The sequence below is a fragment of the Citrobacter braakii genome (genome assembly GCF_002075345.1).
Classification (GTDB): domain Bacteria; phylum Pseudomonadota; class Gammaproteobacteria; order Enterobacterales; family Enterobacteriaceae; genus Citrobacter; species Citrobacter braakii.
Genome location: NZ_NAEW01000012.1, coordinates 35,238 through 49,514 on the forward strand (window position 1 = coordinate 35,238; position 14,277 = coordinate 49,514).

A 14,277-nucleotide genomic window follows, 5' to 3' on the forward strand; every position below is an offset into this window, starting at 1 on the left:
ACTTTACTTCTAAGTGTAAAATAATCATGTTTGAACTTATTGCCGAAGCAGCCTCCAGTATCAATATTTTTTCAATGGCAAGGCGTATTGCTGCGTTTAATGTTCCAGTGCTTATCCATGGTGAAACCGGTACTGGTAAAGAATGTATTGCCAAATTTATCCATTCAATTGCGTTTGCGCAGGAGCCACAGGCCCCCTATATTGGAGTGAACTGCGCCGCTATCCCTGAAAATATGCTCGAAGCCACATTGTTTGGTTATGATAAAGGGGCATTCACCGGAGCAGTGGCGACCGTGCCGGGGAAAATGGAATTAGCCAATAACGGTACATTATTACTGGATGAGATTGGCGATATGCCTTTAGCGCTACAGGCTAAAATATTGCGTGTATTGCAGGAGCAACAGGTTGAGCGCTTAGGCAGTAATCGTTTAATCAAACTGAACTTCCGTTTAATTGCCTGTACCAATAAAAATCTTGAAGAAGAAGTGGCTGCAGGACGCTTCAGAGAAGATCTCTATTATCGGTTGTCAGTTATTCCGTTGACGATGCCGCCGCTGCGCGAGCGTATGGAAGACATTATTCCGCTGGCGGAGTCGTTTATCAAAAAATACTCCACGGTACTGGTTAAAAATATCAAGCTTTCTGAATCGTCACGCCGGGCGTTACTCAGCTACGAATGGCCGGGGAACGTGCGTCAACTTGAGAACGCTATCCAACGGGGAATGATCCTGAATCGTGATGGTGTCATTTATCCCGATACCTTAGGTCTGCCATCCATTGAATCTGATTCCTGGAGCGAACCGCAATGGCAGCCAAAGCCCAGTATGCCAATAACGACCAGCGATAATCTGGGGCAGCATGGCCGTAGCGCGCAGTATCAATATATCGCTGACCTGATGCGTAAATATCAGGGTAATAAAACCAAAATTGCTGATTTATTAGGCATTACCCCACGCGCGCTTCGTTATCGTCTGGCGTCAATGCGAAAACAGGGAATAGAGATCTTTTCCTGAATCAGTCTGTGGTAGCGAGAACGCTTTTTTAATTTTAAGAGTAGGTCATGAGCATAAATACGATAGCCCCAGCCAGTACGATGCAGACGCAAATGATGCAGGACATGCAGCAGATGAAAGCGGTCGCTCAGGTGCCTGTCCTTTCGCCGATGCAGATTAACGCCGTGGGCGCCCAGTCGGCATCATCTCCGGTCTCGTTCGACCACGTCATGCAAGGCGCGCTGAATCATGTTGATCAATTTCAGCAGGTCGCGGAGCAAAAACAAACGGCCATTGAGATGGGGAAAAGCGACGACCTGGCGGGGGCCATGATTGCCAGTCAGCAGGCATCGTTATCGTTTTCTGCTCTGGTTCAGGTCAGAAATAAAGTCGCTTCCGGATTCAATGACCTGATGAGCATGTCAGTCTAACGCTATGAATGAATTAATAAAAAAACTCACTCAGTTTTTACCCTCGTTCTCTTTTCGCCTGGATGGTAATAAACGTCTGGCGTTACTGGCGGCAGCGGCCATTGCGGCGACTGCCATTATTGTCAGCGTGCTGTGGAACAGCAATCACGGCTATGTTTCGCTGTACGGTAGTCAGGAACATCTCCCGGTTTCACAAATAGTCACCGTGCTGGATGGTGAAAAGCTGGAATATCGTATCGACCCGCAAAGCGGGCAAATTCTGGTTCCGGAAGAGGCGCTGTCGAAAACGCGGATGACGCTGGCGGCGAAAGGCGTGCAAGCCATGCTGCCCAGCGGCTACGAGCTGATGGATAAAGACGAAGTGCTGGGCGCCAGTCAGTTTGTGCAGAACGTCCGCTATAAGCGGAGTCTGGAAGGTGAACTGGCGCAGAGCATCATGACGCTGGACGCCGTCGAGAGTGCCCGCGTGCATCTGGCGCTGAATGAAGAGAGTTCATTTGTCGTCAGCGATGAGCCGCAAAACAGTGCTTCAGTAGTAGTGCGTCTGCATTATGGCAGCAAGCTGGACATGGACCAGGTAAATGCCATTGTGCATCTGGTGTCCGGCAGTGTGCCCAATTTGAATGCGTCGAAGGTTAGCGTTGTCGACCAGGCGGGGAATTTACTGTCCGACGGCATTGGCGCGGGAGAAGCCGTTTCTGCGGCGACGCGTAAGCGCGACCAGATCCTCAAAGATATTCAGGATAAGACCCGCGCCAGTCTCGCCAATGTCCTCGACTCGCTGGTCGGAACCGGCAACTACCGCGTGAGCGTGATGCCGGATCTCGATCTGAGCAATATCGATGAAACCCAGGAGCATTACGGTGACACGCCGAAGGTTAATCGTGAAGAAACGGTACTCGATAGTGATACCAACCAAATCGCCATGGGGATCCCCGGCTCGCTGAGCAATCGTCCTCCGTTGGCGGCAAACCCGGTGGGAAATGGCGCCACAGGGACGACGCCTGAGGATTCACGCCAGCCAGCCGCGCTGTCAAAACATAGCGAGAACAAACGCGACTACTCCTGGGACCGTAGCGTTGAACATATCCAGCACCCTGGATTCGACATCAAACGTTTAAATGTGGCCATAGTCCTCAACCAGAGCGCGCCGGCATTAAAGAACTGGAAACCGGAACAAACCACGCAGCTGACGGCGCTGTTGAATAACGCTGCCGGGATTGATGCAAAGCGTGGCGACAATCTGTCCTTATCCCTGCTCAACTTTGTGCCGCAGTCGATCCCCGTCGAGCCGACGCTGCCTTTATGGAAGGATGACAGCATTCTGGCCTGGGTTCGCTTAATTGGCTGTGGCCTGCTGGCGTTACTGCTGCTGCTGTTTGTCGTGCGCCCGGTCATGAAACGTTTGACTGTCGAGCGCCGCCGGAACTCTACGCCTGAACTGGCGCTGGACGCCGCACCGATCGCGATCCCTGCGGACAAGCCCCATTTTGCGGCTGCTGAAGATGAACGCAAAAATATCGAACTGCCTTCTTTCCCTGGTGACGACAGCCTGCCTTCGCAGAGTTCCGGTCTGGAAGTGAAGCTGGAGTTCCTGCAAAAACTGGCGATGAGCGACACCGATCGCGTAGCTGAAGTTCTCAGACAATGGATTACCAGCAATGAGCGAATTGACAATAAATAACGGCAGTAACAACAGCTACCTGGAACAGGCCGCAATTTTATTGCTGTGTCTGGGCGAGGAGGCGGCAGCCACGGTGATGCAAAAGCTCAGCCGTGAAGAGGTGGTTCGTCTGAGTGAAAACATGGCGCGTCTGTCTGGCGTGAAAACCAGCATGGCGAAAAAAGTGATCAATAACTTTTTTGATGAGTTCCGCGAGCAGAGCGGCATCAACGGTGCCTCGCGTTCCATGCTGCAAGGGATCCTCAATAAAGCGTTGGGAACAGAAATCGCCAGCAGCGTGATCAACGGCATTTATGGTGATGAGATCCGCTCGCGGATGGCGCGTTTACAGTGGGTGGAACCGCGCCAGTTGGCGATACTGATCTCAGAAGAACATTTACAATTGCAGGCCGTCTTCCTTGCCTTCCTGACGCCGGAGATCTCGGCCACGGTACTGTCTTACATGAATGAGTCGGTGCAAAACGAGATCCTCTATCGGGTTGCTAAGCTCAACGATGTGAATCGTGATGTTGTGGATGAGCTGGATCGGTTGATCGAACGTGGGCTGTCGGTGCTGTCCGAACATGGTTCGAAAGTGAAGGGGATCAAGCAGGCCGCGGATATCGTTAACCGCTTCCAGGGTAACCAACAGGTGATCCTCGATCAGCTGCGTGAACGCGATGAAGATGTTCTTGAGCAGTTGCAGGACGAAATGTACGACTTCTTTATCCTGAGCCGCCAAAGTGATGAGGTGCGCCGTCGTCTCCTTGATGAAGTACCGATGGAAGACTGGGCTGTGGCGCTGAAAGGTACCGAAGCGCTGTTGCGCCGTTCGATTTATGCCGTGATGCCTAAGCGTCAGGTACAACAGCTGGAGGCGATAACGTCGCGCCTGGGTCCGGTTCCGGTGAGCCGTATTGAACAGATCCGCCGTGAAATCATGGGGATTGCCCGCGAGCTTGAGGAAGCGGGTGAAATTCAGCTACAGCTGTTTGCTGAACAGACGGCGGAGTAACACATGGCGATTGAAACCATTCGTGGTCGTTACCGACTGCACCGCTTTCCTCCTCGCCAGCGCCATTTGCAGGCTGAACAGCTCACGCCGGGGATCACGCCTGCGGATTATCAGCGCCAACTGATGGACGGCTTCCAGGAAGGCCTGCAAAAAGGTTTTGAACAGGGGATGACGGAAGGTCAGGAGCAGGGCTTTCAGGAAGGTCATCAGAAGGGGCACGAAGAAGGCCGTCGTCAGGGATACACTGAAGGCAGCCTGGCCGGGCAGCAGGAAGGGCGTAAGCAGTTTGAGCAAGCAGCGCAACCGCTGGAAACCATCACTGGCAAAGTGAACGACTACCTGGCGCACATTCAGCGTAAACAGCGGGAAGATCTGCTGCAACTGGTTGAAAAGGTCACTCGCCAGGTGATTCGTTGCGAGCTGGCGCTGCAACCGACGCAGTTACTGTCGCTGGTTGAAGAGGCGATTTCGGCCTTTCCTGCGATGCCTGAGTCGCTACAGGTCCTGCTAAGTCATGAAGAATTTAACCGTATCAAAGATGCTGCCCCGGAGAAGGTCGCTGAATGGGGGCTGACCCCATCACCCGAACTGCAGGCGGGCGAGTGTCGGGTGATTACCGATAAATCCGAGCTGGATATTGGTTGCGAACATCGACTCGACCAGTGTATGTCGGCGCTCAAAGAGTCGCTTTTGCCGGAGCCGACGGGTGAGTGACCTGTCCAGCGTTGACAACGCGCTGCGTTCCATTGAGTCGATCCCTTTAGCCCGGGTTGCCGGGCGACTGGTGCGCGTAAACGGCATTTTGCTGGAGAGCGTGGGCTGTCCGCTGGCGACCGGCCAGCTGTGCCGCGTCGAAAGCGCCGACCATACGTTGATCGACGCGCAGGCTGTGGGGTTTAACCGCGATATCACCTACCTGATGCCCTTCAAGCATCCCGTCGGACTGATAGCGGGTGCGCGCGTTTTCCCCGAAGAAAAAACCCAGGAGATCCTGATCAGCGAAAGCTGGCTGGGGCGAGTAGTCAATGGTCTGGGCGAACCGCTGGATGCTAAAGGGCGTCTGACGGGCAATGACGTATTGCCGCCTCAGGCACCTTCCATTAACCCCCTCACGCGTCGGTCGGTGAACCAACCGCTGGATGTTGGCGTTAAAGCAATCAACGGTCTGCTAACTATCGGCAAAGGCCAGCGCGTGGGATTGATGGCCGGCAGCGGCGTGGGGAAAAGCGTACTGCTGGGGATGATCACCCGCCAGACCAAGGCCGACATCGTGGTGGTGGGGTTAATTGGCGAGCGTGGCCGCGAGGTGAAGGAGTTTATCGATCACGCTCTGGGCGCGGAAGGGTTGGCAAAATCAATTATCGTGGCGGCGCCTGCGGATGAGTCGCCGTTAATGCGTTTGAAAGCCACCGAGCTTTGCCACTCTATTGCCGCCTGGTTTCGCGATCGCGGACATCACGTTTTGCTGCTGGTGGATTCGTTAACCCGTTATGCCATGGCGCAGCGCGAGATTGCGTTGTCACTGGGTGAACCTCCGGCGACGAAAGGCTATCCACCGTCGGCGTTCGGCATGATCCCAAAGCTTGTGGAAAGCGCTGGGAACAGTGAAAGCGATGGGTCAATGACCGCCATTTATACGGTGTTGGCGGAAGGAGACGATCAGCAGGATCCGATCGTCGACTGCGCGCGTGCGGTGCTGGACGGGCACATTGTTCTGACCCGTAAGCTGGCGGAGGCCGGACATTATCCGGCTATTGATATCGGGCAGTCGATCAGTCGATGCATGACCCAGGTAACGCCCCACGCGCATCAGCAGTCGGCCCGCCTGCTCAAACAGAACTATGCCGCCTATATGGAAATTAAGCCGCTGATCCCGTTGGGAGGATATGTTGCAGGAGCCGATCCCGGCGTGGATAAGGCCGTCAAAGTGTTCCCCGCCATTGAGCGTTTTCTGCGCCAGGAAGTCAGTGAACCGGCCTCTCTGGAGCTGGTGCAAAGCCGCTTACAGGCCCTTTTCCCGCAGGCAAAGAAAACGGAAGGTAAATAATCATGCGGCAAATTATCGATACCCTGGCGCAACTGCAGCGCCTGCGGGATAAATCAGTCAAAGATATGACGGTACAGCTGGCTAAACAGCAACAAGTTTGCATCGGTTTTGACAATAACATCAAAGCGCTGGGCTACCTGATTCAAAAAACCGGCACCGGCGTGGAGGTGCCTTGCGTTGAATCACTCAAAAATGTGACCGGATACAAAGGCACGCTGCGCACGGTTATTGCCTGGCAAGAGCAGGAGAAAACGCTGGCTAAAATCAAAGAGCAGCGTATTCAGAAAAACCTGGTGTCAGCGGCATGTGAAGAGAAAATTGTCGCCATGACGCTCTATGATAAGCGCGATGAACTGAGCAATGAGGCACTGGTTAAAGAGCAAAAAGCCGTAGATGAAATTGCCGCACAATGCTGGCTAAGACAGAAGACGCTGGGAGTGATATGAAAACGATCATTACTTTCGGCACCTTTGATGTTTTTCATATCGGGCATTTGCGTATTCTGCAACGTGCCGGACAGTTGGGGGAGCGACTGATCGTCGGTATCTCTTCAGATGCGCTAAATATGCAGAAAAAAGGCCGGATGCCGGTTTACAGCCAAAGCGATCGCATGGGGATTGTTGCCGGGCTGAAATGTGTGGACAGCGTGTTTCTCGAAGAGTCGCTGGAGAAAAAAGCGGACTATATTCGCCAGTTTAACGCCGATACGCTGGTGATGGGCGATGACTGGGCAGGGCGTTTTGATAGTTTGTCGTACCTGTGCGAAGTGGTCTATTTTCCCAGAACGCCATCGATATCCACCACCTCGATTATTGAGGTGGTGAAAGGATACAAGTGAAGTGTGAGTGGATTTTGTTATTTTGCCGGGTGCACCTGACTTTTATTTTTTATCCAGGTATCCAGTTGCGTTTTCATGTCATGTAGATTTTGTGCGATAAGCGGTACCATTTCTGCTGAGAAAAAATGTTGCATATGTGGATGGATCCCGCCAGTACGTTGGCTGTGCGCTTTCTCAAGATCAAGGTATGCTTCCCCTGATTTTTTATATTTGATTAACGGTAATATATCAAAATGATTTGTCGGGTCAGCCTTCCATAAAAACATCTTCAGTTGATCATCAATTTTCATTACATGGAAGTGCTCGGAAGTGATGGCATACCCTTTCCTGAGGGGGCTTCCGTCGTGCTGACTTTTCTGCTGGGCAAATAAATTGCGGCTATAACAAAAACGGCGTTGTGGCGTTAATGCGAAAGTGTGGGGTTCAGTCTTTTTCGCCACAGCTATATCAAGGAGGGTCAGTACCGTATTATAGATATCAACCATGCTAACCATATGGTTTAAATCAACGGCTTTCATTCCTGGACAAAAAATAAACGCAGGCGTATGTACTAATGGCGTGTAGGGTTCAATACCATGCGTATAGCCACCATTAAATCCGTGCCCCCAAAAGTCATCGCCATGATCGCCAAAGGCGACGATCATTGTATTATCAAGTTTTTTGGCTTCCAGCAGCATTTTAATGGTCTGTCCGACCATAAAATCCATGCTTTGGTAGCCACGCTGCCAGCGTTCGAGGCTGTTAGCGCCACCTTTTTTAATGTCATCGTAATAACAAAGGTGGCTACTGAGGTTCCACAGATAGAGCGCAAAGGGTTCCGGCCGGGAAACGACCTGCTGCATTTCTGCCAGCATTTTTTTCGACGTGTCGTACCAGTTAAAGGTATCCGTTTCACTCCAGATAGCATCGACATTTGCCCAATTTTTTGGGTATCCCATGCCCGCAGTGGTGTATCCGTGCTGCTTTAAAACATCGAAAAGTGCAGGGTTGTGGCGATGGATGGAGATGTTCTCCTCAAGATGGGTGTTATGCTCTAACGTATTGTCGTCCCCATGTAAAAGGTCGCTTAATGCCATCAGTGAGGAGGTTGCACTAGAGATAAAATTATTGAATCGCAGTGATTGGTTATAGATCTTATTAGCGAAAGGAAACCACTGGCGATGGTTAAAAATCGTGTGGTTCAGACTTTCAAGGTGCCAAAATATAATATTCTTCTTCATATTATTCACAAATTAATAGTTCGAGCATGCTGATGTCGAATACGGGAATAGTAGTAACAGAGTAAACCTCTTGCCTTTCACGAAAACTGTCATCGATAAATATGGCGTCAGCCTCGTGAATATAATCACTTTTCTTATCGTCTTTACCCAAGTGGGTGATGGTGTCAAAGAAATTGTTAATCCGCCGTTTCGCCAGTTCAGCATAAATATCACCGGTATGACGCGTGATTAGATGGATTTTTATCCCGTGATTCAGACACTGGCAGAGAAAGGTAAAAACCGGTACGCAGAGTTTATCTTTGATCACTATGGTATCGTCGTAGTCGATGTAGACATGCCGGTACGTAAAACGATGCGTATAGTGATTGGTTAAACTACGGGTAATTTGCAGGTTTTCACCGAGCGGGCGCAACGTGACGTTAACGCGCATACTTTCGTACAATGTCAGCATGGCGAAATTGATACCATTGACGCGATTGAGCGCCATAGTTCCAGCGATACGTGGAGCAACTTCCAGTAAGGTCAAAATCCCCGAGGTAGAACGCTTTAACTGAAAAAACCATGCGCCGTATAACTGTAATCGCTGTGAAATAGCGTGTGCGTAAGTTTCAACTTCCGGCAGGCTAACTAACGTTGAGGTCATCGCAATACCGGCACGTATCCGCGAGCGTACGCGTGGTTGGCAAAACAGCAACCCCTGCGTGCGATCGGAAAAACAGTCCACGGTAAACTCTTCTCCGTTTAAATATTCACAAATAATCAGGTCATCCCTCTCCGCCAGGATTGATGCCAGTCTCTCCGGGGAATCAACGCGCGAAGCTCCCTGTGCCCCTTGCCCACGGTCGGGTTTGGCAAATACAGGCCAGTGGCTGATCTCACTGAGATCATTGAATATAACGGGAAGAGGGACTGTCCCCTTAAGTGCCTGGTAAGTTTTACTTTTAAACCGCGTGATGCGGCATGCTTCCTGCGACGGGCAGAGTACCGTGGCGGAAAGAGCATCCCGGTTTTCAGACAGAAAAAGAAGAACCTCATCATGAGCCGGAAAAATATAATCAATACTTTCTTGTACCAGTAATGTCTGCAAGGCGGGTAGCCCATCCTGATGCGAAACGTCAGGCAAGATATGGTATCCGCAAGCATAATGGCGAGCATGGCTATCGTAGTCGGCACCGGCCAAAACCAGGTTAATGTTTTTCTCGTTGCGCAGAGACAGGTAAATCTCGCGACCAATCTCGGTTCCCGCCGGGAAGATAAGTACATTGATCATGCGGTAATGAGCTCAATAATGGTGCTGAGTTCAGCGGATGTCATATCTGGATAAATCGGCAGGCACAGCACCTGTTCAGCGATTTGGTTTGCTACAGGCAGCGTCTCTTTATTGGCGCCAGACATGTTTTTGTACATGTTGAGATTAGAGAGCAGGGGGTAAAAATAACGACGCGTTAAGATGTTATGGCTTTTCAGATGATCGTATAACGCATCTCGTGACATTTTATAGTCAGGACCCACGAGGATCGGGAAATAGCTGTAGTTACTCTTATGATTAGCGTTGCCTGCAGGAATGAAAATTCCTTGCGTATTGGCTAACTGCTCACGATAACACTTATCGATTTTTTGGCGTTTCGCTATCGCCTCATCCACATACTTTAATTGCAAGAGACCAAAAGCGGACTGAACCTCATTCATTTTTCCATTGATGCCAGGCGCGACAACGGTTAATTCGTCAGCAATACCAAAGTTCTTCAGATAATCGATGCGTTGTTTTGTTTTTTTATCGTAGCTAACGATGGCACCGCCTTCAAAGGTGTTGAACACTTTGGTGGCATGGAAGCTCAGTACGGAAAGATCGCCATGGCGTAGAATGCTTCCGCTACAATCTTCTACTGCAAAAGCATGTGCTGCATCGTAAATAACCGGAATACCGTAATTATTGGATATGTTCTCAATTTCAGCGGTATTGCAGGTTTGTCCGTAGACATGTACCGGCATGATCAATCCCGTTTTGGCGGTAATCGCCGATTCAATCAGGTGCGGGTTGATGTTAAAGCTGTGTGGATCAATATCAACAAATACCGGTGTTAACTGGTTCCAGAGAATACTGTGCGTAGTGGCGACAAAAGAATAGGGGGTAGTAATAACCTCGCCCTTAATTCGCAGTGTTTGCATCGCGGCAATTAAAGCGATAGTGGCATTACAAAACAACGAGATATATGGAACGTTCAAATAAGACGCTAATTTTTCCTCTAATAATTGATGCATAACGCCATTATTTGTTAATTGCTTACTTGACCAGATCTCTTGCAGATAGGGCATAAACTCTTCCAGCGGAGGCAGGACGGGTTTAGTGACAGTGATAAGGTTATGTTCTGCTTGTTTCATTGCTAAAGGTCCTGAGTGAATTGTTCACTAATCTGTTGATAATGTTCTGGTAATCTGGTCTTGAGACTAGTAAGAAGCGTGCTTTTTATTTTGCTGTCAGCAATGCTTTTTAACGCCGCAAAATACAATTGAGGTAATATCTCCAGACGAACGTCACAATAGATGATGGCTTGCATAATATGATATTGCGCTTTGTTGACTTCTTTATTGTGAATGGCCGCGATAAACCCCTGGAAATGCAACAAAGGGTCGGTTGGACTTTCAATCAACAGATCGTCAATATCTTGTTTGGCCAGCGTATGATCGGGATGGGCATATTGTTTCCAGCGGCTGTTCATCGCTTCTACCCAGGCGTCTTCATGTTTCCATTGATTCAGGATCATCATCCTGTTTCGGTACATTAATTTGCTGTTATCTCTTCTGTACCAGGTGTTATTGTCATGTCGACGGTAGTAAGCCACTAAACGCCGAGTTGAAATAAAATGCCCCTGCCGGGAAAGTTTCAGAAACATGTCCCAGTCTTCCTGCACCAGATGTGGATCGGAACGCTCAATCTTCAGGTAAGCCTCGCGGCGGATTAACGAGCCGATATAGAGACTAAGATTCCCGGAAACCAGCAGATGATGAAAAACGTCGCCATCAAGAAATAGATCGCTGTAGGGAAAACGCGAACCGTCAGGCATGATGACCTGAATGGCGCTATAGCACATTACACAGTGTGGGTTTTTCTCTAAAACATTAACCTGATGAGAGATTTTGGTAGGAACAATGAGATCATCCGAGTCGACCACGGCAATATATTTTCCCGCAGCCATGTTCATGGCTTCGATGATGGGTTTGTCGCCGGTTTTATCCTTCTGCGAATAATAGTTGGTCTCCCGCAGAATCGTTTTGCAATGATATTTCTGCTGGTATTTTTTTATGATATCGACGGACCGATCGGTAGACGCATCATCAACGATAATGACTTCGGTATTTTTCCATGTCTGGTTAAAGACGCTATCCAGCGCCTCTTCGAGGAAAGCGCTGTGGTTATAACTGGTAACGATAATACTCACTAAAGGCGTTGGCATAGCGTAATCTCTGGCGAAAATTATTGTGTTATCAACTAAATAACTTCTGTTGCAGGCTAAGCAGTAACGTATTGCTCTGCTGTTGGGACGACGCATCGATGAGCTCTACGATCTCCTGAGCCGCCCGTTTCCCCGCCTGACCATCCATAAACGCATCGCAATAATGGTGGCGAATCTCCTCCAATGGCGCTTCCAGCGCAGCCCAGTCAAATGCGGATGACAGGGCGTGGCGCAACGTCTGTATATCCTGTGCCACCGGGAGAACATCGCGAATACGCTGATCAGCGCTGTCAGGAGTAGAGAAACTTTGTTGACCATCGAGCAGCAAGGGCATCTCTGGCCAGCTCAGTAAAATGACGCGTTTATTCATATGAATGGCGTCAAAAATAAAGCCGCTGCTGTCTGTCAGGACGTAATCCGCCTGCGCAATAAGCGCCAGCAGATGCTGTGGATCGTCAATTCGGTTTTTTAAATAGCGCTGCGCCAGCGCCAGAGAGGCGGCTTCTTCCGGTCTGTGCAGGGTGCCATGATGTAGTTTGGTGACGACATTGTATTCATGACTTAACCGGCTGAGCTGTTCCGCCCAGTGAGGGAGAGAGCTTAGCGCGCCATAGGTTGGCGCATACAGGATGGTCTGCTTTTTCGCATTCAGCTTCAGGCTTTTTGGCAGCGCAGTATCGTAAGTGTGATTATGCCACTCATCGAAACGGGGATTGCCCACCACTTTGGCGCTGCCACCGATATCAAGCGCGTGCTGGCTATAGTGGCTGTAACACAGGATGCGGTGATAAAAGGCGTTCCACCAGGCATGATTCCACTCTTCTTTCGCCAGGCCATACAGGGTGCGTACATGGGTATCCGCCAGCCCGTTCAGCAGTGGCGTGTAGTAAGGGCTGACCAGGCACCGGAAGCGCTGACGGTTCTCAATGACCGCTGAAAGACGCGTACCGCCGAGCGCAGGGTCGTTGATGGCTTTAATCGTCGCGGTCATCTCATCCAGAAACGATTTAGGTATTTTGTCACTGACCAGCAGCGAGCAGGTATGGCCCATCGCCTGAAGCGCGGTAATGATAGGGCGGTAGACCGCGTAGTGCAGCGAGGTTTCCATATAGAAGCCAATGGCATCTATCTGCGTGGATGCCGTAGGAAGCGGGTTGCTTACCAGCGTATTGACGGTGGCGGGTTTCTTATTGATTTTGTTGAAGTAGTAACCGATGTTATCGGTTTCTTTTTTCTCAATATCGCTGTATCCCGCGCGCTGATAGCAGATGCTCGGATAACAGGAGAGCCATTTCCCTTCACGCAGCAGCGGCTGCCATTGCCCTTCGAGCGTATCTGAGAGGTCATGCTCCATCTGCTGAGCCAGCACCGGGTAATAGCTGCTGTTGACCAGATAGGCGCACACCTTATTGCAGTCACGGGCATGGATCATGCCATTGAGGCTTTTGAGTTCGCGGCCTTGTTTAATTTCTCCGCCGAGGATAACCACTTCCCACGGAAAACCAGGCAGCGCATTCAGAAGTGAGTTGAGTACCCGGATATGCTTTTCCTGCTTCAGGATCACGCTATCGTCTTCAAGTAGCAGGTAGTTTTTCCAGCCGTTACGCTGTGCCAGTTGCAGCGCCTGCAGATGGGACTGGCGGCGACCAGCCTGGCCGTTAGTGGCAACGGACGCCGCAAGGCGGGTGATCTTTTGCGCCGGGAAATTGAGAAACGCCAGCTCTTGCTGGATGTGGGCTAAACGATCCGGGCGTGAGTCCAGATTCACGATCACCACCTGATCGATGTAATCCCACTGGATCGGCTGATGATGGGTGGCGTTATGCAGGCTTTGATACCAGTTTTTCAGCATCGGGTCGGTAATCGCCTGTGCCAGCGAGGTTTCCAGCGGCTCGCTGCTGCCCAGCACAAAGTCTTTATCGAACGTATTTTGACTGTGCGAGATACAAATAATGGTGCGCTCGCCCGGCAATTGCAGCGGGTTTGCGGTGAATTGATTAGTGAATCCTTCCTCTTCGCCTAAGTTACATTCATCATCGTAACGGTGCTTTTTTAAATAATTGCGGTGGTAGCAAAAGGTGCCGTTGAGAATGTTCTGCGGGCCAAAGCTGCGGCTTTTGAACACGCGGTTGATATGGCTATACCAGATGGGGATCTGATCGGAACCTGAAATCAACGCCCGGTGGCGCTGCATCATGTCGATGGTGTAGGAGATCTTATCCGCCGGATAATAATCATCGTCATCCATACAGAGAATATATTCGCCTAACGCCAGCGCATTGAGCATGTTGCGCTTTTTTCCCAGCGTCAGTTTTTCCGCATGGTAGATATAACGAATATTGAATTTCTCCGGATGATTCTGCGTCAGCCTGTCAATGATTGACTGATGGCTTTGTGGGGAATCATCTAGGATCACCAGCTCCCGGCGGTCGGCAGGGTAGTCCTGATAGCGGAACATATACAGCAAATAGGGTAAGAAAGCGCCGCGGTTCCACGTGGGGGTAATGACGCTGACAAACGGTTTTTCGCGGCCAGTGTCGAGCGTTTTAACGATGCCGGTCAGGGCGGAACGTGCTTTGGAGGATTCAGACATGGTGATGTGTATTCGCGATTCGA

Annotated in this window: 13 protein-coding genes; 8 read left to right on the top strand and 5 right to left on the bottom strand. The window is 50.4% G+C overall.

The window, feature by feature from the left end:
* Nucleotides 1-26: 26 nt before the first annotated feature.
* From BZK42_RS20360 to BZK42_RS20395, 8 genes are read left to right on the top strand one after another with little or no spacing between them, the layout of a single operon-like run.
* Nucleotides 27-1,013 (top strand): sigma-54 interaction domain-containing protein, encoded by a 987-nt coding sequence (locus BZK42_RS20360; protein ID WP_080859946.1) that lies wholly within the window; start codon nucleotides 27-29, stop codon nucleotides 1,011-1,013.
* A 47-nt stretch (nucleotides 1,014-1,060) separates the two neighbouring features.
* Nucleotides 1,061-1,423 (top strand): flagellar hook-basal body complex protein FliE, encoded by a 363-nt coding sequence (gene fliE / locus BZK42_RS20365; protein WP_016151827.1) that lies wholly within the window; start codon nucleotides 1,061-1,063, stop codon nucleotides 1,421-1,423.
* Between the two features lie 4 nt (nucleotides 1,424-1,427).
* Nucleotides 1,428-3,107 carry a flagellar basal-body MS-ring/collar protein FliF gene (gene fliF, locus BZK42_RS20370; protein ID WP_080859950.1) on the top strand — a complete coding sequence of 560 codons (1,680 nt, stop codon included), beginning with the start codon at nucleotides 1,428-1,430 and terminating at the stop codon, nucleotides 3,105-3,107.
* Nucleotides 3,085-4,101 carry a flagellar motor switch protein FliG gene (locus BZK42_RS20375; RefSeq protein ID WP_003838846.1) on the top strand — a complete coding sequence of 339 codons (1,017 nt, stop codon included), beginning with the start codon at nucleotides 3,085-3,087 and terminating at the stop codon, nucleotides 4,099-4,101. Before fliF ends, BZK42_RS20375 begins: the two co-directional genes overlap by 23 nt.
* Before the next feature lie 3 nt (nucleotides 4,102-4,104).
* Nucleotides 4,105-4,815 carry a flagellar assembly protein FliH gene (gene fliH / locus BZK42_RS20380; protein ID WP_080859953.1) on the top strand — a complete coding sequence of 237 codons (711 nt, stop codon included), beginning with the start codon at nucleotides 4,105-4,107 and terminating at the stop codon, nucleotides 4,813-4,815.
* Nucleotides 4,808-6,148, top strand: a complete 1,341-nt coding sequence (gene fliI / locus BZK42_RS20385) for a flagellar protein export ATPase FliI (RefSeq protein ID WP_080859956.1) — start codon at nucleotides 4,808-4,810, stop codon at nucleotides 6,146-6,148. The genes fliH and fliI overlap by 8 nt, the downstream gene beginning before the upstream one ends.
* 2 nt (nucleotides 6,149-6,150) lie before the next feature.
* On the top strand, nucleotides 6,151-6,594 hold the full coding sequence (locus BZK42_RS20390; RefSeq protein ID WP_080859959.1) for a flagellar FliJ family protein: 444 nt from the start codon (nucleotides 6,151-6,153) through the stop codon (nucleotides 6,592-6,594).
* Entirely contained in the window at nucleotides 6,591-6,986 is a 396-nt protein-coding gene (locus BZK42_RS20395) for an FAD synthase family protein (protein WP_047498478.1), read from the top strand. The genes BZK42_RS20390 and BZK42_RS20395 overlap by 4 nt, the downstream gene beginning before the upstream one ends.
* A 17-nt stretch (nucleotides 6,987-7,003) precedes the next feature.
* On the opposite strand, the gene BZK42_RS20400 is transcribed toward BZK42_RS20395, so the two are convergent.
* From BZK42_RS20400 to BZK42_RS20420, 5 genes are read right to left on the bottom strand one after another with little or no spacing between them, the layout of a single operon-like run.
* Entirely contained in the window at nucleotides 7,004-8,206 is a 1,203-nt protein-coding gene (locus tag BZK42_RS20400) for a sulfatase-like hydrolase/transferase (RefSeq protein ID WP_080859961.1), read from the bottom strand.
* A 1-nt stretch (nucleotide 8,207) separates the two neighbouring features.
* Nucleotides 8,208-9,476 carry an ATP-grasp domain-containing protein gene (locus tag BZK42_RS20405; protein WP_080859963.1) on the bottom strand — a complete coding sequence of 423 codons (1,269 nt, stop codon included), beginning with the start codon at nucleotides 9,474-9,476 and terminating at the stop codon, nucleotides 8,208-8,210.
* The gene (locus tag BZK42_RS20410) at nucleotides 9,473-10,588 is read right to left on the bottom strand and encodes a DegT/DnrJ/EryC1/StrS family aminotransferase (RefSeq protein WP_047498469.1); all 1,116 of its coding nucleotides are present in this window, start codon (nucleotides 10,586-10,588) and stop codon (nucleotides 9,473-9,475) included. Before BZK42_RS20410 ends, BZK42_RS20405 begins: the two co-directional genes overlap by 4 nt.
* A gap of 2 nt (nucleotides 10,589-10,590) precedes the next feature.
* On the bottom strand, nucleotides 10,591-11,757 hold the full coding sequence (locus BZK42_RS20415) for a glycosyltransferase family 2 protein (RefSeq protein WP_080859964.1): 1,167 nt from the start codon (nucleotides 11,755-11,757) through the stop codon (nucleotides 10,591-10,593).
* Nucleotides 11,693-14,254: a glycosyltransferase gene (locus BZK42_RS20420; protein WP_080859966.1), complete on the bottom strand. Its 2,562-nt coding sequence runs from the start codon at nucleotides 14,252-14,254 to the stop codon at nucleotides 11,693-11,695. The genes BZK42_RS20415 and BZK42_RS20420 overlap by 65 nt, the downstream gene beginning before the upstream one ends.
* Between the last annotated feature and the right edge of the window lie 23 nt (nucleotides 14,255-14,277).